Source organism: Acinetobacter sp. YH01024 (assembly GCF_013420195.1).
Classification (GTDB): Bacteria; Pseudomonadota; Gammaproteobacteria; order Pseudomonadales; family Moraxellaceae; genus Acinetobacter; species Acinetobacter amyesii.
The window spans coordinates 1-19,896 of sequence record NZ_VOYQ01000030.1; the positions used below are offsets into that span (position 1 = coordinate 1).

General features: G+C 40.2%; 15 protein-coding genes and 2 pseudogenes. 7 read left to right on the forward strand and 10 right to left on the reverse strand.

Features of this window, described 5'->3' with window-relative positions; genetic code table 11:
* The first annotated feature begins 215 nt into the window (after positions 1–215).
* The 4 genes from FTT88_RS12100 to FTT88_RS12115 all read left to right on the forward strand — a co-directional run bounded on the left by FTT88_RS12100 (position 216) and on the right by FTT88_RS12115 (position 2,710).
* Positions 216–788 (forward strand): hypothetical protein, encoded by a 573-nt coding sequence (locus FTT88_RS12100; RefSeq protein ID WP_180173952.1) that lies wholly within the window; start codon positions 216–218, stop codon positions 786–788.
* Positions 789–899: 111 nt separating this feature from the next.
* Positions 900–1,589, forward strand: a complete 690-nt coding sequence (locus tag FTT88_RS12105) for a Smr/MutS family protein (protein ID WP_078190270.1) — start codon at positions 900–902, stop codon at positions 1,587–1,589.
* 95 nt (positions 1,590–1,684) lie between these two features.
* Positions 1,685–2,233 carry a GTP cyclohydrolase I FolE gene (gene folE / locus FTT88_RS12110; protein WP_171262632.1) on the forward strand — a complete coding sequence of 183 codons (549 nt, stop codon included), beginning with the start codon at positions 1,685–1,687 and terminating at the stop codon, positions 2,231–2,233.
* Positions 2,234–2,353: 120 nt separating this feature from the next.
* The gene (locus tag FTT88_RS12115) at positions 2,354–2,710 is read left to right on the forward strand and encodes a cupin domain-containing protein (RefSeq protein ID WP_078191972.1); all 357 of its coding nucleotides are present in this window, start codon (positions 2,354–2,356) and stop codon (positions 2,708–2,710) included.
* A gap of 79 nt (positions 2,711–2,789) precedes the next feature.
* Here FTT88_RS12115 and FTT88_RS12120 read toward each other — a convergent pair whose 3' ends face one another.
* From FTT88_RS12120 to hemE, 5 genes are all read right to left on the reverse strand, one after another.
* Complete coding sequence (locus FTT88_RS12120; protein ID WP_180042362.1) at positions 2,790–4,166, reverse strand: diguanylate cyclase; 1,377 nt, start codon at positions 4,164–4,166, stop codon at positions 2,790–2,792.
* A gap of 106 nt (positions 4,167–4,272) precedes the next feature.
* Positions 4,273–6,177 (reverse strand): DUF4105 domain-containing protein, encoded by a 1,905-nt coding sequence (locus tag FTT88_RS12125; RefSeq protein WP_180173953.1) that lies wholly within the window; start codon positions 6,175–6,177, stop codon positions 4,273–4,275.
* 79 nt (positions 6,178–6,256) lie between these two features.
* Entirely contained in the window at positions 6,257–6,727 is a 471-nt protein-coding gene (locus FTT88_RS12130; protein WP_078190276.1) for a DUF3015 family protein, read from the reverse strand.
* 150 nt (positions 6,728–6,877) lie between these two features.
* Positions 6,878–7,669: a DUF817 domain-containing protein gene (locus FTT88_RS12135; protein ID WP_180109405.1), complete on the reverse strand. Its 792-nt coding sequence runs from the start codon at positions 7,667–7,669 to the stop codon at positions 6,878–6,880.
* 40 nt (positions 7,670–7,709) lie between these two features.
* Positions 7,710–8,780: a uroporphyrinogen decarboxylase gene (gene hemE, locus FTT88_RS12140; protein ID WP_180088027.1), complete on the reverse strand. Its 1,071-nt coding sequence runs from the start codon at positions 8,778–8,780 to the stop codon at positions 7,710–7,712.
* Between the two features lie 205 nt (positions 8,781–8,985).
* Here hemE and FTT88_RS12145 point away from each other — a divergent pair, with 205 nt between their 5' ends.
* Both FTT88_RS12145 and FTT88_RS12150 read left to right on the forward strand, forming a co-directional pair.
* Positions 8,986–10,206 carry a L,D-transpeptidase gene (locus tag FTT88_RS12145; RefSeq protein WP_180173954.1) on the forward strand — a complete coding sequence of 407 codons (1,221 nt, stop codon included), beginning with the start codon at positions 8,986–8,988 and terminating at the stop codon, positions 10,204–10,206.
* Between the two features lie 192 nt (positions 10,207–10,398).
* Entirely contained in the window at positions 10,399–11,094 is a 696-nt protein-coding gene (locus tag FTT88_RS12150; RefSeq protein WP_180173955.1) for a pirin-like bicupin family protein, read from the forward strand.
* Between the two features lie 28 nt (positions 11,095–11,122).
* Here FTT88_RS12150 and FTT88_RS12155 read toward each other — a convergent pair whose 3' ends face one another.
* The 5 genes and pseudogenes from FTT88_RS12155 to atzF all read right to left on the reverse strand — a co-directional run bounded on the left by FTT88_RS12155 (position 11,123) and on the right by atzF (position 18,483).
* A complete protein-coding gene (locus FTT88_RS12155; RefSeq protein WP_180173956.1) occupies positions 11,123–11,260 on the reverse strand; it encodes a hypothetical protein in 138 nt (45 codons plus the stop codon).
* Positions 11,261–11,796: 536 nt separating this feature from the next.
* Positions 11,797–12,198 (reverse strand): annotated as a pseudogene (locus FTT88_RS17375) (guanosine-3',5'-bis(diphosphate) 3'-pyrophosphohydrolase); the annotation flags it as partial.
* Positions 12,199–12,357: 159 nt separating this feature from the next.
* Entirely contained in the window at positions 12,358–13,047 is a 690-nt protein-coding gene (locus FTT88_RS12165; RefSeq protein ID WP_180107134.1) for a GntR family transcriptional regulator, read from the reverse strand.
* A gap of 2 nt (positions 13,048–13,049) precedes the next feature.
* On the reverse strand, positions 13,050–16,649 hold the full coding sequence (gene uca, locus FTT88_RS12170) for an urea carboxylase (RefSeq protein ID WP_180173957.1): 3,600 nt from the start codon (positions 16,647–16,649) through the stop codon (positions 13,050–13,052).
* Between the two features lie 19 nt (positions 16,650–16,668).
* Positions 16,669–18,483, reverse strand: coding sequence for an allophanate hydrolase (atzF, locus tag FTT88_RS12175; RefSeq protein WP_180173958.1), 1,815 nt, complete (start codon positions 18,481–18,483; stop codon positions 16,669–16,671).
* 576 nt (positions 18,484–19,059) lie between these two features.
* Here atzF and FTT88_RS12180 point away from each other — a divergent pair.
* Positions 19,060–19,470 (forward strand): annotated as a pseudogene (locus tag FTT88_RS12180) (Fic family protein); the annotation flags it as partial.
* Between the last annotated feature and the right edge of the window lie 426 nt (positions 19,471–19,896).

A 19,896-nucleotide genomic window follows, 5' to 3' on the forward strand; every position in this document is an offset into this window, starting at 1 on the left:
GATAGTCTTTTTCAGATTCAATCAATAATTGAACCGCTCTTTCTCTGATTTCAGGGGTATATTTTAATTTGGTCATCGGAACATTCTCTCAGAATACTGAGTCTCCGACAAACCCGGTACGGTTCAATATTGAAAATTCAACCTATTTTTCTATTTCTAAAGAACATAAAAATTCTTTATCAAAACCAATCAATATTAAATCGCACCCTTTTTCCATGGAAAAATTATATCATTTTGAACAGATTTTTTATAAAGATAACCCTCATTTATTGAAAAAGAATTTAGCTGATGAGCCATATTTAATAAATCTATTCATGTTCCATGCAGCAATAAATGATTTTGATGATATGAATGATTTTTTCCAAAATGCGATAAAGAACCTGACACAGAAAAATGATATTGATAATTATGAAAAAGCCAAAAATTTGTATCTTGAATATTTAAATTTAGGTGAAAACAATGAATTTTATGATACCACCTTAATTATGGCGGCAATCGAGCACACAGATATTTCTTTCATCAAAAAAATGAAGCTGAGAAAAATAAATGAACTTGTAGTAGATGAAGTTGAACCACAAACATATTATTTCACTAGATGCTCCCCATTAGGTAAAGCTATTCGCCTAAATCAATATCAGATAATTTCTTATTTACTTGAAAAAGGCGCTTCAACCGAAATCGTGTGTCTTTCTAAATTTAATGAAGAACAATCAGCATTAGCTCTTGCAGAACAATATAAAAATAAAAAAGTTATTAAATTAATTAATTCAACTTTGAAGCCCAAATAGGACTTGTAATGAATTAAGAGATCTTCTTGATATAAAGTCTTTCCAGTTCAAATCAGTGCCATTTAAGGCTATAATTGCTCTAAATTTTTGTATATTTCCCGTTTTTTCATTATGAGCAAACACGATTCTTCGCTTTCAAAAGATCAGTACAACCTACTGAAATCTTTTAAAAAGCAAATTACGAATCCACATTCCTCTACGATTGCTAAACAGCCTGAGCCAACGCCAAAGACTGTTGAACAAGAGCAGGAAGAAGACTTCGCGCTTTTCCAAAAGCAAATGCAAGGTGTTCAAAAAATGAATGCAGGAAATACTGCAAAAATGGAAAAAGTGGGTCGTAAAAAACCTGATGCGCAAACGTTGGCTAAACGTGCTGCTGCAATTGGTCCTATGGAAACAGATGATGCATTACTTTCTGATACGCAAGCGATGCTCAACCCTGTTGCCAGTCAAGCTGCTTTAAGCTATCGCATTGCAACCTTACAACATAAAGTTTTTGAAGATTTAAAAGCTGGTAATCTACGTTGGTTTGAAGCTGTCGACTTACACGGTTGCACTGTTGAAGAAGCCCGTTCTGCCGTGCTGCAAATTATTCAAATGGCGAAAGATGACAATCAAAACGTCATTAAAATTGTGCATGGCAAAGGTCCAGAAGCAATTTTAAAAACTTATGTAAATAGTTGGTTACGTCAACATCGTGATGTATTGGCATTTGTGAGCGCCCCAGAAAAACAAGGCGGCACAGGTGCTGTACTGGTTCTGCTTAAACGTGCAGAAAAGAACCCACAGTTTAAACAATAATCGGATTTAACTCCAAAAGAAGGCATTGTAATAGTTTTCTGCTACAATGCCGTCCTTGTTCAATCTCTCAGTGTAAGTGAACACGTCTTATGTCTATGCAGCAATCCTACGCAAATATCCTAACTGCCGTTGGTGAAGATCTGAATCGCCCGGGTCTTAAAGATACGCCTATGCGTGCTGCTAAAGCTTTTTCATATCTTACTTCTGGTTATAGCCAGACACTTGAAGAAGTGACCAACAATGCGGTTTTCCCATCAGATAACCGTGAAATGGTCTTAGTTAAGAATATCGAATTCTATTCTTTGTGTGAGCACCATTTATTACCTTTTTATGGTCGCGTACATATTGCTTATCTCCCAGAAGGCAATGTTTTAGGTTTATCAAAATTTGCACGTATTACAGAAATGTTTGCCCGTCGCTTACAAATTCAGGAAAACCTCACTCAGCAGATCGCTGAAGCTGTGGCTGAAGTGACTGGTGCACGTGGTGTTGCTGTGGTGATTGATTCAGCTCACATGTGCATGATGATGCGTGGTGTAGGTAAACAAGAGTCTACAACACGTACCGTTTCTTTTGTCGGTGACTTTAAAACCAATAAAGAAGAACGCCGTGAATTCTTAAGTGCTGTGCCTGAAAGCTATTAATAGAACATTCAGCGTTAGCACTCATAAAAAAAGCCTCGAGCTCTTGAGGCCTTTTTTATTTGTGTTTTAATGTCGCAAATCGTTTGCTTTGATAGCAAAGCACTATTTTCAGGATGAATCATGTCAGATGTATATATTGCCGGTCAGGGTTTAGCGCAAGCCAAACACAGCATAGACTTCCCTCGCCCAGACCGTTTGGTTCAGGGCAATCCCAAACGTGAAACTGCAAGCCTGTATGTACACCCCAATATGGACTGCGGGATTTGGCAATGTGAAGTTGGCGCATGGAATATTGTCTTTGCACCGAACAAACAAGAGTTTTTTACTATCCTTGAAGGATTAGTACGTATTCATGATCAACAAGGCGGATATATCGAGGTTTCCGCTGGCCAAGCGGGCATTATTCCCCCATCGTTTCAGGGCAAGTTTGAAGTTGTCGAAGCCGTCAAAAAATACTATGTGGTTGTCGAAGTTTAAATTACGGTACATCTCGCATAAAGCGTATTTACCCATAAAAAAAACTCCCATATGTGGGAGTTTTTATTCTCAGGATGAATTAGATATACGACAAATGCTTTGTGACTTGAATACAGTTTCGACCATTATTTTTTGCTGCGTACAAGGCATGATCTGCTGCATCTAAAAAGCGCTGATAGTCAGGATGTCCATCATACTGCACACAACCAATACTTACGGTAAAACTAAATTGCTGACCTTGTGCCGTTCGGATCAGGCCCTTTTCAATATATTGGCGAATATTTTCTGCAATTTTCATCGCACGGTTTACACCAGTATCCACCAAGAGTAATAAGAACTCTTCCCCACCGATACGGAATGCATAATCGCTACCTTGACTATAACGCTGTAAGGCTTCGGCAATAAATTTAAGTGCAAGATCACCTGCCGCATGACCAAACTTATCATTGATCATTTTAAAATAATCCGCGTCAAAGGCGAGCAAAGACAACGGCGTTTCATTTTGCCGCGCAAAGGTAATTTCACGTGAAATAATAGTACTGAGATAACGACGGTTCAGAAGTTGAGTTAAAGAATCATTGCCAGACTCAATATATTCAGCCACTTGAAATAGTTGATCGACTAAATGCTGAATTTCACGGTTCAATTCACGAATCTGTTGAATCAACTGTTGCAGCTGATCTTTTTCCGTCATCTGCATCGTTTGCTGGGTTAATTGATCGACTTCATAAATTCGGTCAATAATCAGTTGCACCTGATCTGAACCTGAAAAAGCATATGCCGCTTTATGAATGAACCATAGCCCAAACTCTGATTTTGAAAATAAGGGATGATAAAAACCAACATTGCCCGAAAAGATTTTAAACATCAGTTCATTTTCCCAATCGAGCAATGAACCACGTTGTTTATCTTTATGCACTGCTACATCTTGCATCGCAGAAAATAAGCGATAATTGTGTTTTGTTTCTTGGTTTTTTTCCGTATTGATCTCATAAGATCGGCACATGATTTCAGTGCTGAACCCCATAATTTGTACAATATAACTACACATATGGAGAATATTTTGTGTTTGGTTTAACTCTAAAATTTCAAATATTTTACGTTCTATTTCACGCACACCACGTATGATGAACCATGACGGAATACCAACACGCGCGTGTACCATTCCAACTTTCTGCTGTCTTTTGACTGAGCTTTCAAATTCACCATTCAGTGCGACATTAAACGTTTCTAACAACCATTTTCTTAAAGTGTCGATGAGCCTTTTTTGAATGATATCGTCTTTAAAAAATTCAGCTGACTCTGGCTCACGTGACATTTGTTCATAAAAAACAGTAACTAAATGTTCAACATGCCTTTGGATAAATTGCAATGCTGCAAGATGTTCATTTTCAGTATATTGATCACAAATATCTTTCCAAGCCTGACTTAGACCTGTAATACATTCTTGATTCATTCGGTGACACAAACCACAGCTATTACAAAGCTAGCAATCATACCTTGCTTTACTTACATAAAAAAACAAATTTATTTGATATTTCATATTTTATCTATCTTAAAAATTAATAGAAAAATACATAACTCAATTTCAATTTATTCCAATCTTGATCATCTTGCTGCTGGTATTCATAGCCTAGTTTTAAAGCATTTTGTTGGTTGACGATATATTGTAATTCAGCATCGAGTTTCAGATTCCATTGATGTGTGTCTTCCCAATACGGAAGCTCTGCCTGAACCAAACTATTGAATTTTTCCGACCAAATATTTTGGCAACCCAATGTCGGCCCAAGGCCCACTCGCCATCCATCATCTAGTGACTTGCCGCCCTGCACCTGCATTTGAGACTGCACATAACACAAATGTGTGCGTTCCTGATTGGCCCAGCTATATCCAGATTGAGCTTTTAATTCAGCTACACCATGTTGTTCCGTTTCGCTAAATTGACCTGCATCTACTGACACTTGCTGCCAGCCAAAATTAAAACCCCAGCTTAGCGGTGTTTTAAATGGCGTGATCGGGTTGTAAGAATTGACCGATAAAAAATCAAAATGATTGAGTTTGAGTTGGTCGTCTCGATATTGGATCGAGCCATCCCAAAACATCAACTGCGTACCAATCCGAAAGCCACCTTGCGGATCGATCAAGTCATGATATGCCTGACGATGCCCGAGTTCGATATATTTTTCACCTTGAACTTCGCCTACTGCGGCTGAAAAATTTCGCGCATGATGTCCATTGACTGGGTCTAGACTTGGCTGCTTAGGTTCAGTCCGTTGTTTGGGTTGTGAAGATTGGCTACGTAAGGCCAAGATTTGACGCAATTTAGGCTGCGTTTCTTCCGCACTCACTTTTCGACCAATCAGCAATAAATACAGATGGTCATACGCCATTTCTAATATTTTCGCTTGCTCTGCTTCATTAAACTGAGCGAGTGCTGTCGACATCATCGCAGGTTCAATTTCAGCGAGCTTATGCGCTTCACGTGCTAAACGATATCCATGTTGCTGCGCTTGTGATAAAAGCTGCGTTTCTAATGCAGGACGATACACCGCTGCTTGAATCAGTTGTTCATCATTGATCGCTTTAATCGTCTCAACGGGAATGGAAGCAACTTTAAATTTTTCGGTTAAATTCAGTGTCGGGCGAACCAAATCCATTAGGCCCAATAATCGATATGCACAGTTATCACTGGCAAAATAATAGGGAAAACTGACATTTTGCATTTCCCAAAGATGTTTAACCAAATAACTGGTTTCTTGCTCGGTCAGTGCTAGCTCATATTCCCACAAATCACGACTTTCAAAATCACCATATTCTTTCACCTTTCGGTAGTACGGCATCAAGGAATATTCACCAGGATACTGTCCTGTTAAGCCTTTCCATGCATAAGACCAGTTATCTTCACCTGCAACTGTCGCTGCATAGTTAATGGCATAGGACACCAAATTTAGCTCTTTTTGATCTTTCGGATCGAGACGCAATAAGGTATGTCCAAACATAGAACTTGGATTACCCATAAAGTCTGTGGCGTAAATTAATGTCGCTTTATACGGCTTAATTTTCCCAAACCATTCATCAAACTCAGGGCAACTTACCACTGGTAACTGCTCCGAACGGATGGCTAACTCTTGCATCAGCCACTGACTACGCGCAGGGAAACGACAACGAAAGGCTTGATTAGGTTCGGCGGTTTTAAACAGTGCAGCGACATCTGCCTCTAATTCAGCTTGAGCACTTTGGCGGCCATTTTCAGCTAAAAAATAACCTGTATAGGCAACTTCACTTTGTCCTTTATGATCTGTATATAAAAGTCGTTGCCAACTGATGTGTTCAGACAGTTTTTTTGATTGTGCAAGTTCAATATATCGCTGCACCTCTACAGTTTTAGAGAGGTTTCGATCTACAACTTGCTGAGCATATAAGATGCTCGGAATCATAAAGGTACAAAATAAAGCAATTGATTTCATTCAGTTATATTCAAATCCATTTTTATATATTTTAGATAATAAAAAACCCTGCCGAGAGACAGGGTTTTGAAAGCATCGATTAAACGTATGCTTTAAGTACTTCATCTTTCGCCATTACGCTTTGTAATGAAGCAAGTACTTGTAGAGAAGACTGGTTTTCAGCTGAATAGATTTCAGCAAAATTTGCTTTAGACACAGCAAAGAAACGTGCTTTATCTGTTGATTGGATGTTTAAAAGCTCAGCCAAAACATTCAGGCTCTCACCTTGACCAACCGCCATATCACGAGCAAGTGATTCAGCATTTTCATTGGTAAATGTTACCGCTTGAGCAGTCACTGTACCAGTACCGCTACAACCTAAAGTACCAAAAGTAATACCAAGTAACTGGTTAGTAAAAATACCGTTGGTAGTCGCAGCTAAAATTTTAGGAATTTTACCTGATTGACCAGCCCACACCTGTGAACCAACACCACAACCTACGTCACGGTCAGCAAAAGCAGCTGTAGAACCTAGTGCAACGACTGCAACTAAAGCTAATTTTTTTAACATAGCACTTCTCCAGGGAATTTTATTCCATTGTTTTTAATTATTAAAACATGTGTAATTTTGATTACACACCTGTAGATTAACTTGATCTTTTAGATAAGGCAAAACATTTTCATCTAAAACTTTTGGCTAAAAATAATACGTTCTTTTTCACTATTTTTTGAGCAACCAAGTACCATTTTCATCACGTTTTCCAAGGATTTTGAGTACTAAAACCAGACTGAGTAATAGCAACAAATACCAAGAACCAAGTTTCCCCCAACCGACCATATGCCATGCATCGACCTGACTTGGGTATAACCAAATTTGATAGAAGGTACTGATATTTTCTGCAATCCAAATCAAAAATGCCAAAATCAACAGTACTGGTAACATGGGCAACTGAATCACATGATTTTGTAATTGAAAACTGAGCTTGGTTTTCCAAAAGATCACCACACTCCAAGCAAACAAAAGCATACGAATATCTGGCACAAAAAATTTGGTCATAAAATTAAGATATGACAAAACGGCTAAGCACAGCATATTGCCAAAACGCGGTAAGTTACTGAACGACACCTGATATAGACGTAACGAACGTGCAAAGAAACTTCCTACTGCCGAATACATGAAACCTGCAAATAATGGCACGGTCAGCAGTTTGAAAACGGCAGGCTGCGGATATTGCCATGAGGCAATGTGTGGATGGGTCAGAAATATTTCCATCCCCATTGCAAGGATATGAAACAGTGCTATGACTTTGGCTTCCGCCCAAGACTCAAGTTTTAAGCAGAGCAAACACACTTGAATGATCAGTGCATAAAACAATAAATAGTCATAACGGAAAAAGCCAAAATATTCCTGACTTCCCATTGCTGCTGTTAATGCAAAAGCAATCAACAGTAATATCCCAAATAAGGCAGCCGAAGCTGCCTTATAAGAGAACTCAAAACATGATTTTATCATCTTGACCACGGTTGAATCCTAAACCTATTTCCTTGAAGCCTTATAAATACTTGGCACTATATTCGTGTACCGTATCAATAAAGGCTTTTGGATTGGCTGGATCTACCCACTGAGTAATACCATGACCTAAGTTCGCCACATAACCAGTTTTTTCACCGTTGGCATATGCATCATCTAACATGGCACGCGTCGCTTTCGCAATCGCTTCAGGCGAACCATATAATGTTGCTGGATCTAAGTTGCCTTGCAATGCTGCACGGCCTGCGACTGTTTGACGCGCCACATTTAATGGCGTAGTCCAATCTAAACCAAAGGCATCTGCACCCGTTGCAATCATTGGCTCTAACCATTGACCACCACCTTTGGTAAACAAAATCACAGGAACTTTGCGTCCATCTTTTTCACGCTGTAATCCTGCCACGATTTTTTGCATGTAGTTTAGTGAAAATTCAATGTATTCACGGTGTGCTAATGCCCCACCCCAACTATCAAAGATTTGTACGGCTTGGGCACCTGCATCAATCTGCGCATTGAGATATTCAGTCACCGCCACAGCCAAACGGTCTAATAAAGCATGCAGTACTTCAGGTTGTGCATACATCATTTGTTTGGTAAAACGAAAATCTTTGCTTGAACCGCCTTCCACCATATAGGTTGCCAATGTCCAAGGACTGCCTGAGAAGCCAATCAAAGGAACTTGTCCGCCCAATGCTGAACGAATCGTAGTCACAGCATTCATGACATAATCTAAGTCAGATTTGGCATTAAACTTAGGTAAATTCAGTACATCTTGTTCGGTACGTACAGTTTTATGAAACTTCGGACCTTCACCTGCTTCAAAATACAGTCCCAAACCCAACGCATCAGGTACAGTCAAAATGTCTGAAAATAAAATGGCTGCGTCTAAGTCATAACGACGCAAAGGTTGTAAAGTAACTTCACAAGCAAATTCTGTATTTTTACAAAGGGATAGGAAATCACCCGCTTGTGCACGTGTTTCACGATACTCTGGTAAATAACGGCCAGCCTGACGCATCATCCAAACCGGAGTTGCATCTACCGGTTCACGTAATAAGGCACGCAAGAAACGATCATTTTTTAAGGTCGTCATTCACTTTCCCAACTTAATTCGATATTGGCATCATCATATCAAAAAGGTCGTAAATATAATAACTTCTCATGCATTTAAAAACCGATCATGTTGAGTGCCAAAAATGATATTTACACAAAACAACTACTGCATCTCCACTTTTTTTCTGTAATACTTAGCCAGTTTTTAATACACAGTAAATGAATAATTCTTAAGGTTGAATTACATGTTCGTTCGCACCATGCTCGCACTGAGCCTAAGTTGCATATTTGCTGGTACAGCTATTGCCGCATCTACTGCTGAACAACCATTAACGCCAAAAAAAGTGACTAATGTTGCAGTTCAGGATCCCATTGATCCGTTAGCGACTGAAGCTTCATCTGCAACTAGCCAGATTAGCGCTCAAGAACAAGAAGATCTGAACCAAGCATCGCAAACTTTAGACAGCCTGCAACAATCAGAAGATGTTAAAGCCGACATCGGTGCTGCACCTGCTACATCGACTGCTACAACTCCAACACCAACTTCGCCTGCTGCCAAAGTTGCTTGGGGTTTAAATGACCTAAATAATGCTCAGTGGTATGACAACATTGGTAAAGGTCAATTCCCTGTTTATGCACGTGCGCATGTCATGCTCAATAATGCACATGCTTCACCGGGTGCAATTGATGGTACCAGTGGTAAAAATACCCTAAAGGCGATCGCTTCATTCCAACAAATGAATGGGTTGAAACCTACAGGGACTTTAACTAAAGAAACTTGGGATGCGCTGATTGCGAAACAAGGTTCTAAACCTGCATTCATTGAATACACGTTGACTGATGCAGACTTGAAAGGTCCTTATGCAGCATCAATTCCACACGACTATGCATTACAAGCAAAAATGAAAGGCTTGTACTACACACGTGTGACTGAAATGTTGGGTGAAAAATTCCACATGGACGAAGACTTTTTGAAAAAGTTGAATCCAAAAGCGACATTTAAAAAAGCTGGTGAAAAAATCTTAGTTGCGAATATTCGTAACGAAGTTCCTGAAGATATTCACTTAATCGTTGCACATAAAGGCGCGAAACAACTTTACTTGTTTAATAGCCGCAACCAAATGATCGGTTCATTCCCTGCAACGATTGGTAGTTCAGATACGCCATCACCTACAGGTACATACAAAGTTACAGGTGTTGCACCAAATCCTTGGTACAGCTACTCACCTTCTAACTTTGTTCAAGGCAACAACAGAAAACCATTGTCTTTACCACCTGGTCCAAATGGTCCTGTTGGTAATATCTGGATTGGCTTGAGCAAAAAATCATTCGGTATTCACGGTACACCGAACCCATCTGCTATCTCTAAAACAGCATCACACGGTTGTATTCGTTTGACTAACTGGGATGCAAATGACTTAGGTAAGAAAGTGAAATCTGGTGTGACTGTTAAATTCTTAGAATAATTTTAGTCATATTTAAAAAAGCCTGCTTCGTGCAGGCTTTTTTTATAGTTGCGCCTTTATGTATAACAAAAAACTCTATCTTGGCTGAGCGTTGCAAAAATAGGATGAATTGTCGCTAAAAAACTATATATCACTATTTAGTTCAATCCTAAAATAGGCATATGTTCAATAATTAAGATAAGGATGAATGCCATGAATGCTTTTTTACATCCAAGTGAAAACCGTGGTCACGTAAAAATGGGCTGGCTTGAGTCTAAACACAGCTTTTCTTTTGGTAACTGGTATGACCCGAAATACATGGGCGTTAGTGCGCTTCGTGTAATTAATGATGACTTAATTGCAGCACATGAAGGTTTTGGTCAACACCCACATGACAACATGGAAATTTTGACCTGTGTGTTAAAAGGTACCATTACGCATAAAGACAGCATGGGCAACCATGGTGGCATTTCTGCGGGTGAATGGCAGCTGATGAGCGCAGGTACAGGTGTGCGTCATAGCGAAATGAACCAAGGTGATGAAGATGTACATTTACTACAAATTTGGATCGTTCCAAATGAACGTGATGCTGAACCGACCTATCAACAAATTAAATGTGATCCACGCGATCAACCCAATCAATGGCATTTAATTGTCGGTCCAAATGACAATGCAGCTATGCATATTCGCCAGCAAGCGGAAGTTAAATCTGCATTTTTGACGAAAGGTCAAGCTTTAGATATCCATGCAACGCAGCATATCAACTATATCCATGTTATTTCAGGTTCAGTGCAAATTGCTGAACATAAAGTTGAAGCTGGTGGTGCAATTGCGTTCTTAGAAGATAGCCAAATTGAAGCGCTTGAAGATGCTCAAGTGATTTGGTTTGATTTACCCGAAGTAAAATAACTAAAAGCCCTCAAATGTGAGGGCTTTTTTATCCAGCTTGGCTAAGGCGTTCACTGCGTTTATACAACCACATCAACACCAAAGTTGGAATGATAAACCCTGCAGCCACCATGATGTCATGTAGGATTGAGGCATAAGGTTCAGCAAGCATGGCATCATGCTTCATTGGAGATGTCAATGGATGGAATCACTTTAAACATCTCGAAATTAAGCATTTCGAGATATTCTTAAATGACACTCAGCATCTAATTATCTAGATAAAATTCATCAATCAAAGGTGATTTTATTCTATTGCTGATGCAATCTATCTAATCAGCCTTCAGTTTCCACGCGATAAAAATGATTTTGCATAAAGACGTTAAACATAGAGAAAAATAATTGCCGATCTTGTTCAGATTGAAAGATGCCACCGAAATAGTCCCGATCTGTGTTTAAAATTAAATCGAAGAACGTTGCTTGGTTAGGAACCACTCCCTTTCTTTGGCAATATGCAAAATATGCACTGACATCTTCAAATAAAATCCACCACTCCTGTGGACTTCCAATCTGAATGCCACCTAATGAATGCTGAAGATCAAACATCGCATTGAGCAGATATTGAAAATTTTGCTGTGAACTTTGAAATTGCAATCTCGGATAATCTGTTGTTAGATTTAAATCGATCAGATGTAAATGGACGCTCCGAGCACGCTCTAATCTACGTTTAACTTTTAAATATTGATGATAACGACGTCGATCTTTTGCTGTGACCGTTGTTAGGCGAGATAAATCCATATTGTCATACAAATCACTGAGTTTTACTTCACAAGCAATTGCATTTTTAGCGGTACGCTGCGCAGCTTGAAATCGGTTCTCACCTGCTGTTTTAGTCAGTGCCAGTATCGCGTCAATAATATGCGCTTGAAAACCCATAGCACTAAGCTCATCCGTCGTTGTCGCAGTATCTTCTAAAATGTCATGTAATACAGCGACGATTTTAGCATCAAGATGCTGCACATTTTGCATCACACGAAGTGGATGCTGAATATAGGCTTGTCCCGCTTTATCGACTTGTCCGAAATGGCGTTCAGTCGCCAAAGAAATCGCGTTTTCTAAAGTTGAAATATAGAACCTCCCCTTCGTGGTTTTTTTTATTTTGCTCCATCATATTAACCAATGAATATAGATATTAGTAGCTCTAAGCGCGACCTGAACGACACAGATTGACTCGTAAAATGCATATTTTCCAAGACTTTCCATGAGGTAGATCTTTTGCAAATACTTCTATGCCATTCGCGCCAACATTTCCAAAGTAATTTTTTTCACCTCTTCTTTACTTTGCTGAATATGGCTGCGCATTTTCTCCAATGCCGCTGTCACGTTATGTCCAAGGATCAATTGTAAAATCTGTTGATGCTCTGCATAAGTGGCTTCAATTCGATAATCTTTAGAAAAATCTAAACGTCGAATAATACGGATTTTTTCACTCACATCCCGATGCACTTTCGCCATTTCACTATTACCGATTGCCTCAACCAATTGACAGTGAAATGCTTCATCTTGCATCGATAAAGTTTTTAAATCATGCAAAAACTGTTCGGGCTGAATACACCACAAATTCACCAATGTCTGTAAAGCCTGTTTGAGTTGTTCTGTTTCCATTTTGCAGAGCTGCTCAATGGCATAGCATTCCAGCAAAATCCGTAAATCATAGAGTTCTTCATAGGCTTTAAAATTGAGTGGCTTCACCTCCCAACCGCTACGAAAATGCACCCTTACATAGCCATCTTGCTGTAAACGGTATAAAGCCTGCCGTACGGGTGTACGGCTTACTTCATACAATTCAGCAATTTCAGATTCGGTAAAACGTGCGCCCGGTTTGAGCTGGAAATCAAAAATATCGTTTTTTATTTTTTGGAAAACCAGCTCAGACAAGTTGTCTGAGCTTTTCCCAACAATGGTGGTTGTGGTCATGTTTATTCCATATAAACCAGCGGTTCACCGCTATGTACCGTTTGTCCTGCACGGCAGATAATCGCTTTCACGATACCATCATCATCGGCATAGACTGGAAGCTCCATTTTCATCGCTTCAATAATGGCTACAGTCTCACCTTTCTTCACAGACTGTCCAGCTTCGACAAAAATTTTCCAAATGTTGCCGGTCATCGATGCATTCAAGGCTGCAAATTGGCTATAGTCGGTATCATCTTGCAGGATTTCCATTTCCGCAGGTGCATCGAACTCATCTTTCCAGCGTTCAACTTCAGTTGTAAATGCCTGCTGCTGCTGTGCTTTAAATTCGGCAATACTGTCTTTCTCTGTTTCTAAAAAGGCTTGATAAGCTGCAAAATCAAACTCTGTTTCTTCAATTTTGATTTCAGCCACACCATTGGCAAAGTCAGCACGAAATTGATCAAGTTCAGCTTCAGTCACTTCATAATATTTAATTTGGTCAAAGAAACGTAAGAACCATTGCTGATCGCTAAACTGCTTGTTCTTTTTAAACTTATTCCAAATAGGCAAGGTACGACCAATCAATTGATAACCGCCTGGTGAGTCCATGCCATAGATACACATGTACATTCCACCAATACCAACTGTGCCTTCTGCGGTAAACGTACGTGCAGGGTTATATTTCGAGCTGAGTAAACGATGGCGTGGATCAATTGGCACAGCACAAGGTGCAGTTAAATACACATCGCCCAAACCTAAAATCAAGTAATTGGCATCGAAAATGATGTCTTTGACTTGCTCACGGCTGTCTAAGCCATTAATGCGCTGAATGAAATCGACGTTATTTGGCAACCAAGGCGCTTTTGCACAGACACTTTCTTGATAACGTTCTACAGCCCCTAAAGTGGCCGAATCCTCAAATGTCATCGGCAAGTGAATAATTCGTGATGGAATTTTGATTTGGCTCAAATCGCCCATCTCATTTTCGAGTCCCAATAAAAACTGGATCAAATTCGCTTGGCTGAAACGCAATCCATCATATTTAATTTGCAGTGAACGCACACCTGGAGAAAGCTCTAAGATGCCATCAATGTTCGCTTCACGAATCAGCTGCATCAAACGATAGACACGTAAGCGTAAAGCCAAATCGAGGACGTTTTCGCCATATTCAAGCAAGATGTAACTGTCACCTGCCTGACGGTACACCGCTTTTGGCGCATGTGCATCAGCTTCACGCACAGCCAATATCCCTTCAGGCTTACATTCAAAATTTGCCACCTCTGAGTTTTCAGGTGCTTGAGCAAAGTTTTGGATATCGGCAATTTGCTGAGCTTCCAAGACATTGGCTTGTTCCACACTCATCGGATAGAAACTGATGCTGTCATCCGCCTTAAGTTGACCAATCTTCCAAAGTTCTGCTTTGGCAATCGTCACTGGGCAAACAAAGCCACCGAGGCTTGGGCCATCTTTCGCCAAAATCACTGGGAAATCTCCAGTGAAGTTAATTGCTCCAATGGCATATTCGCAATCATGCACATTGGATGGATGCAAACCTGCTTCACCGCCATTTTCACGTGCCCAGCTTGGTGTCGGGCCAGTTAGGCGAATACCTAAACGGTTTGAGTTAAAGTGCACACTCCATGTTGAAGCAAAAAATTCTTCAATATATTCAGGTTTAAAGAAATCTGGTGCGCCATGCGGGCCATAGAGCACACCAATTTTCCATTCTTTGCCATAGCTTGGAATACGGTCTGCAGCTAAAGCTTGCGGTGCTGCTGTTGCAATTTCCAATCCATCTAAAGGCAAGCTTGGATTGACCATTTTAATCATGTCACCTGCACGCAGCACTCGCCCTGCATGACCGCCAAAATTACCCAATGCAAAGGTTGAGCGGCTGCCTAGATATTCAGGTACATTTAGCCCGTTACGGATCGCAAGATAAGTACGGCAACCCGACTCAACTTGTCCAAGTACTAATGTTTGCCCTGCTTTGATGCTGATCGGTTGCCAAAAATCGACATTCACACCATCTAGAGTCGCGCTACATGGCGCACCTGCAAGGGCTACAATGTTGTCTGCATGAAATTTTAGACTCGGCCCTTGTAAGGTAAACTCAAAGCCTGCTGCCGATTTTGGATTACCGACAATTTGATTGGCCAACTGAAATGCATAATCATCCATCGGGCCTGATGGTGGTACACCAATATCCCAATAGCCCACACGCCCCGGATAATCCTGAATCGTACTTTGTGTACCTGGTTGCAGCACCTCAATCACATTTGGCACATATTTAAAATCATCCAGTAGACGTGTCCAGATTTGCATATTTTCAAAGCGTGCATCTGATACTACGGTATGTGCATAGTCTAAGTTGGTGCTGATGCCATTCAAGCGGGTTTCCGCCAAGGCTATTTTTAACTTAGCAATCGCACTGTCTCGGTCTGCAGCATGCACAATAATTTTGGCAATCATCGGGTCAAAATATTGTGAAATTTCAGTCCCTGTAGACACCCAAGTATCCACACGAATATCTTCAGGGAAATACACATCTGTGAGTACACCCGGACTTGGCTGGAAGTTTTTCACTGGATCTTCCGCATAAATTCGCACTTCAATGGCAGCACCATTGGGCTGAATATTGCTGAGTTTTTCCCAGTCCAGAGCATCACCTGCCGCCACTTTAAGCATGCATTCAATCAGATCTAATCCTGTCACCATTTCAGTGACTGGGTGTTCAACCTGCAAACGGGTATTCACTTCAAGGAAATACACTTCATCACGGGCAGCATCATAGATAAACTCAACTGTGCCTGCGCTGCGGTATTTCACCAATTGACCGAGCTCTACGGCAGCACGGTGCAATTTTTGACGTGTTGCTTCTGGTAAATGCGGTGCTGGTGTTTCCTCCACCACTTTTTGGTTACGGCGCTGCAAGGAACAGTCACGCTCACCAAAAGCAGCGACTTGACCTAAACCATCACCAAAAATTTGTACTTCGACATGACGAGCTTTATCGACAAAACGTTCGAGAAACACGCCCGCATCTTTAAAGAACTGCTCGCCTAGACGCTTTACACTTTCATACGCATCTTTTAATGATTGCTCATCATCACACCGGGTTAAACCAATCCCGCCACCACCCGCGGTGCTTTTCAGCATGACGGGATAGCCAATCTCTGCCGCAGATGCGAGTGCTTCATCTAAACTTGCCAATAAACCTGTGCCCGGTGTCATAGGCACATTGGCTGCAGCAGCCAATTCACGCGCACGATGCTTCAAACCAAATTCTAAAATTTGTTCAGCCGTTGGCCCCATAAAGGCGATACCATTTTCCTCACATGCACGGGCAAAGTCAGCACTCTCTGACAAAAAGCCATAACCAGGAAAAATAGCTTCAGCACCGGTTTGTTTGGCTGCTTGAATCAGTTTTTCAATACTTAAATAAGTCTCTGCAGGTTTAACACCTTCAAGTGAAACTGACACATCTGCATCTAAGACATGTTGTGCATAACGGTCTGTCTCTGAATACACGGCAACTGACTGAACACCGAGTTTCTTTAATGTACGAATCGCACGAACAGCAATTTCACCACGGTTTGCAATTAAAACTGTTTTAAACATGATTATTTCCCCGAATTTTTTAATTTGATTTTGCTGTTGTTGCGTGCAGTGACTGGATATAGGCGCGCCAGCCGCCAAATTCACTGATATTTTTTGCACCGTTTAGGCCATAAGGTTCACAAATAAAGCCTTTCACCCAACGTCCATCGGCAAGCTCAACATTGCCCATACCTAGTGGTGTTGGAATTTCGGCGACAAATTCACCAAAGCGTGCTTTTGGAATATCCCAAAGCTCGACAATAATTTTTTGACCCGCTTCCTGACGCGCTAAACCTGGTTTCGGCGGTACTGTGCCCGGCAGTGCATAGAGGGCGTAATCGGCAGAAGTCGTTGTGGTTTCAACATGCACGGCTTGGCGTGTTGTCAGTTGGAAATTGAGTGGCATACCTGTGAGATGTGCGCCTACAACAGCAACACGAAAATGCTGTGCTGATGGTGCAGAAATGACTGAAGCTGCGTCAGGCAATGTTTTAGCTACTGCACCCAGCGGTAATTGCAGGTGGTTTTGCCATTTTTCTGCAAAGTCTGCTAGAGCCGTATCGTGCCAAGCCGGCGCAATGAATGTGATTCCAAAAGGCAGCCCGTCGGCACGAAAGCCTGTAGGTACAGCGATGGCACTGAGGTCAGCTAAATTAGTAAAGTTGGTATAGGTGCCAAAGTGGCTATTATTTTCAATTGGCGCTTCTGCCATTTCAGCCAGTGTGTGAATGGTTGGCGAACTTGGCACCACTAAAGCATCAAATTGCGCTAAGGTTTGCTGAATTTGGCGTGCCAAATCTTGCTTTAAATATTCGGCGTTATAAGCATCCACCGCAGTGTACTGCTGCCCTTTTTGAATAATTTCTAAAACTGTTGGATCAAAGTCATCTGCATGGCTGTCTAAAATTTCAGCTACGGCTGCCGTACGCTCTGCTACCCATGACCCTTGATAAAGTTGGCTCGCCAATTGACTAAAAGCGCTGAAATCAATTTCTGTCAGTTCTGCGCCTAAGTTTTTTAATTTAGTCAGTGCTTGCTGAAATGCATCCGCCGATTGAGCATCGCAAAAAAATTCTAATTGTTTTGGAATGGCTAACTTTAATTGTGCGCTGAACGTTGCAGGCGCTGTTGCAGGATTCACACGTGAATAGCTGTCGCTTACATCAAAACCTTCCATAACATCTGCCACAGCAGTCGCATCAGCGACGGTTAAGGCAAAAATTGAAATGCAATCTAAGCTTTTACACGCAGGCAATAAGCCTGTATTTGAAAAGCGACCTTTGGTCGGTTTTAAACCAACAATATTATTAAATGCTGCGGGAATTCGTCCTGAGCCTGCTGTATCTGTACCGAGTGCAATCGGGACTAAACCACGCGCCACCACACTGCCTGAACCAGAGCTTGAACCACCGCTTACATAGTCAGAATTAAAAGTATTCGGCACTGCACCAAATGGTGAACGTGTACCGACCAATCCTGTGGCAAATTGATCTAAATTGGTTTTGCCTACAATAATCGCACCCGCTTGTTTTAAGCGTTGCACCACAAAGGCATCTTCAGTTTTAATTTCGGTAAATAATTTAAAGGCAGCCGTCGATGCAAAACCCACCACATCAATATTATCTTTCACTGCAATAGGCACACCAAATAAAGGTAAGGCCGCAGCATTTTCATTTTGTTTTAAGGCTTCAATCTGCGCAGTTAATTGCTCTATAGATGCAATGGAAATCCATGCTGGATCTGCAAAATCAAATTGCTCGACCAAGGCATATAAGTCTTCGAGTTGAATTGTGTTATTCGTGTAGCCCGCTTTCCATTCCGCTAAAGTCCAGCCTAAAGTTTTTATTGAGTTCATTGATGTGCTCATTCTTGTATCCAAGTTTGAATACTGTATTGCACACATTATGCCAAAATTAATTTTTTGTTATTTTTCAGTATGTTAATACTAAAACACCAATCGTTTTCCTATTTTATTTAGGCAATACAAAACGATAAGTGTTCTATTAAGTTTCCAAGCTCCACTATTTTGGTGCATGACTTTTATAATCGTGTTTTCAATAGATTCTTTTCATTTAGATGCAGATATAAATACAGTGAACTTTCTATTTTCACTCTTTATAAGCTTTCAATTTAGATGTTTTGTATGACTTTGAACTTAGAATAAAAAGAACTGAGAAATATTTTGAATTTTATATATAGAAAAAGATACATCAATGATGGCTAAAGCAATATTGGGCTTTGAGATTGATCGGGTTGAATAGAAAAGTAGTAATAAAAAAAGCTATTGATTCGCAAAATTTAGTTAAACAGTCAAAACTAAAAAATGGTGCGCTCAGCGCGCACCGTAAATACAATTTAACCAATTGTTTATTATAAATATTTAAACCCAACCCACATCATTGTACCGCAAAAAATACCGTAAAAATTCAGCATTCTAAAAAATATTGATGATGGCAATGTAGGTCATTACCACCAACGAAATATATTGATTTCAGGTGCTACGACTACCCCACATGACTATACATTGTTGAATGACAAAATGGCTCAACTAGTCGGTTGGTACAAGTCGGAAGCGCATCAGCGTCATCCTATTGAACGTGCAGCTAAAGTACACCTGGATTTTTTATTGATGGTAATAGACGCACATCACGTCTATTGATGAACCTTAAGTTGCTGAAATCTGGATATCCACCTTGCGTTATTACAGTTGAAAAATCGCGTGGCTTACTATGAAGCTTTGGATCAGTGGATGGCTTATGACAAAACTGAAGCTTTTATCCAATTGATTTCTGAAGCAGTGATCGAAGGATTTAAACCATATCAGATAATTTTAGGAATTTAGAGTTACTCCCATTTATATATTTCTTTATTTGTACTGCTGCTTAGGACATTTTGTTTATTAGAGCCTTGTTGCCTAATGCTGTTATCAAAAAATTGTTCAGCAATATAATTTCAGAATGAAGAAGCCTACACATAGAATCTATCATACAAAGAATTGACCTTACCACAAACCTAATTTTATTAACTTATTCAATAAATTTAATTAACTATACAAAAAAAACCAACTTATCTTAAATATTGATGGTTTAGACAAGCCTCAGCTTTTGAGTGTTTTTGCAACAAAGCAGAACGCTAATAAAAATATTCTAAATAACATTTCACATAAAATTCACTATCAGATACATACTCTTTAATTGAGAGTAAAACGCTGAAATTTATAACTGCAAAAAATTCGGCCAATGCTTTCAAGTTAGATTAAGTAAATTGT

What these genes read in the sequence shown, in the direction of transcription:
- FTT88_RS12100 (WP_180173952.1), top strand. Translation starts at nt 216, where the DNA reads ATGGAAAAATTATATCATTTTGAACAGATTTTTTATAAAGATAACCCT.
- FTT88_RS12105 (WP_078190270.1), top strand. Translation starts at nt 900, where the DNA reads ATGAGCAAACACGATTCTTCGCTTTCAAAAGATCAGTACAACCTACTG.
- folE (WP_171262632.1), top strand. Translation starts at nt 1,685, where the DNA reads ATGCAGCAATCCTACGCAAATATCCTAACTGCCGTTGGTGAAGATCTG.
- FTT88_RS12115 (WP_078191972.1), top strand. Translation starts at nt 2,354, where the DNA reads ATGTCAGATGTATATATTGCCGGTCAGGGTTTAGCGCAAGCCAAACAC.
- FTT88_RS12120 (WP_180042362.1), bottom strand. Translation starts at nt 4,166, where the DNA reads ATGAATCAAGAATGTATTACAGGTCTAAGTCAGGCTTGGAAAGATATT.
- FTT88_RS12125 (WP_180173953.1), bottom strand. Translation starts at nt 6,177, where the DNA reads ATGAAATCAATTGCTTTATTTTGTACCTTTATGATTCCGAGCATCTTA.
- FTT88_RS12130 (WP_078190276.1), bottom strand. Translation starts at nt 6,727, where the DNA reads ATGTTAAAAAAATTAGCTTTAGTTGCAGTCGTTGCACTAGGTTCTACA.
- FTT88_RS12135 (WP_180109405.1), bottom strand. Translation starts at nt 7,669, where the DNA reads ATGATAAAATCATGTTTTGAGTTCTCTTATAAGGCAGCTTCGGCTGCC.
- hemE (WP_180088027.1), bottom strand. Translation starts at nt 8,780, where the DNA reads ATGACGACCTTAAAAAATGATCGTTTCTTGCGTGCCTTATTACGTGAA.
- FTT88_RS12145 (WP_180173954.1), top strand. Translation starts at nt 8,986, where the DNA reads ATGTTCGTTCGCACCATGCTCGCACTGAGCCTAAGTTGCATATTTGCT.
- FTT88_RS12150 (WP_180173955.1), top strand. Translation starts at nt 10,399, where the DNA reads ATGAATGCTTTTTTACATCCAAGTGAAAACCGTGGTCACGTAAAAATG.
- FTT88_RS12155 (WP_180173956.1), bottom strand. Translation starts at nt 11,260, where the DNA reads ATGAAGCATGATGCCATGCTTGCTGAACCTTATGCCTCAATCCTACAT.
- FTT88_RS12165 (WP_180107134.1), bottom strand. Translation starts at nt 13,047, where the DNA reads ATGACCACAACCACCATTGTTGGGAAAAGCTCAGACAACTTGTCTGAG.
- uca (WP_180173957.1), bottom strand. Translation starts at nt 16,649, where the DNA reads ATGTTTAAAACAGTTTTAATTGCAAACCGTGGTGAAATTGCTGTTCGT.
- atzF (WP_180173958.1), bottom strand. Translation starts at nt 18,483, where the DNA reads ATGAACTCAATAAAAACTTTAGGCTGGACTTTAGCGGAATGGAAAGCG.